Source organism: Eudoraea sp., assembly GCF_049665975.1.
Taxonomy (GTDB): domain Bacteria; phylum Bacteroidota; class Bacteroidia; order Flavobacteriales; family Flavobacteriaceae; genus Eudoraea.
On sequence record NZ_JBATGR010000507.1, the window covers coordinates 1 to 1,831 of the forward strand.

At 44.1% G+C, this 1,831-nt stretch carries 1 protein-coding gene; it reads right to left on the reverse strand.

Annotated elements, in window-relative coordinates:
- Positions 1-1,820 (reverse strand): xanthine dehydrogenase family protein molybdopterin-binding subunit (locus tag WBN20_RS16135; RefSeq protein WP_424282428.1); only part of this gene is annotated, 1,820 nt, incomplete at its 3' end.
- Positions 1,821-1,831: the final 11 nt, after the last annotated feature.

Sequence of the window (1,831 nt, forward strand, 5' to 3'; positions counted from 1 at the left end):
CGCATTAATTTTGTTGCCTCTTTGAAAGGCATTTTCATACTGGCATCCATTTTACTACCTACCTCACCGTTCTCAATAAACAATTCCGAAGAATCGGTTTCCCATTTTTTGGCAACCAGTTTCAAAAGTGCTTTTTTCGCTTCATAAGTCGCATTACGGGCTGGAGGTGTAATTGATCCGGTTACTACGCTTCCCCCGGAACCTGGGCCAACAGGGAAAAAAGTGTCGCCAATGTTGACTGTAATAGCTGCCACCGGAAGGCCTAATTCCTCGGCAACTACCTGGGCAAGAATGGTTTTAGTCCCTGTTCCTATATCCTGGACGCTGGACCGTATCTCAACCCCGCCATCGTTGTGGATTTTAACTTCAACTGAAGAATCAAGAGTTACAAATCGCGGCCATGTAGATTGCCCTACGCCGAGCCCTTTCTTTATTATCCCTTTACCTCTGCCTGCAGGTTGACGACGAGACCACTCGAAAAGTTTTGCACCGCGTTGGCGCTCTACTTTTCTCACTTCACTTTTATCAATTAGGTCTCTGTATTTTAATGGGTCTATTTCTAGCTTTTCCGCCAATTCATCAATAGCCTGTTCAAGGCCAAAAGCTCCCTGAACATTACCAGGTGCACGCCAGGCAGCTCCTGGTCCTGCATTAGTCAATACATCATATTGTTCGGTTGCAAAATTAGGACAGGGATACAAGATTTGGGCAATCCGACCCACTCCGGCGCCAAGGTTTACCCCTGCCGTCCCATGGGAACGTTGCTGAATACCAGTCAAAGTACCATCTTTCCTGGCTCCTATTTTTAGATATTGAATTGAATTAGGTCGGTTTCCTTCTGCAAGATGCTCTTCTTTTCGATCTAGCATTAGCCAGACCGGTCTGCCCGTTTTTTTAGCAAGATTTGCAGCCATAGGCCCAAAGCTTCCGGCACTGTGTTTTGCACCAAATCCGCCGCCCATAAAATCACAGAATACCCTTACTTTACTCTTTGGCAAATTGAAGACACTCGCCATTTCATTTCTAACCCCATTAGTATTTTGTGTAGATGCATAAACCATCATATGGTCAGCATTCCAATCCACCACGACACCATGGGTCTCCAATGGCATGTGCGTATGCACTTGTGTTCGATACGTTCTTTCTACCAAAACATCGGCTTCTCTGAAACCCACTTCCAAATCACCTCTGGGTCCACCAAAAAAACTACTGGTCGACGGCCCTCTAACATTACCTTCCCCTTTGCTCCCATCATGCGTTTCACCTACATCTCCACCATCTTCCTGTTGTGTAATTGGCACATCAAACACAATTGGTGCATTGATTTCCATGGCAGCTTCGATATCTATAACAAAGGGTTTCTGCTCATAGCTGACCTTAATCAATGAGATGGCATCTTTGGCTATTTCCAGGCTTTCGGCTGCGACACCTCCAAGAGGTTGTCCCACATATTTTACCATCGGATATTTACCATTAGTATTTTCTTCTCCCTCTTTCTGGGCATTCTCTATAAGATGAATAGCATGTACCCCCGGCAGACTTTCTGCTTTAGCAATATCGATTGATGTGATGACAGCATGTGGTACATTTGAACGCAACATCTTCGCATAGAGCATACCAGGCAATTTAATGTCAGAGGTATATTTTGCTTTACCTGTCACTTTTTCGTGGGCATCGATTCTTGTGACCCTTTTTCCAATTATTTTTAATTTATCGTTGACTGGCCATACCGGCGGTTCTTCAATAGGTATTTCTCTTTCTATTTCACTTAAATTATGCCCTGGAATACCGTATGGGAATTTTTCTTTTCTAGTATCCATCTTAAATCGTT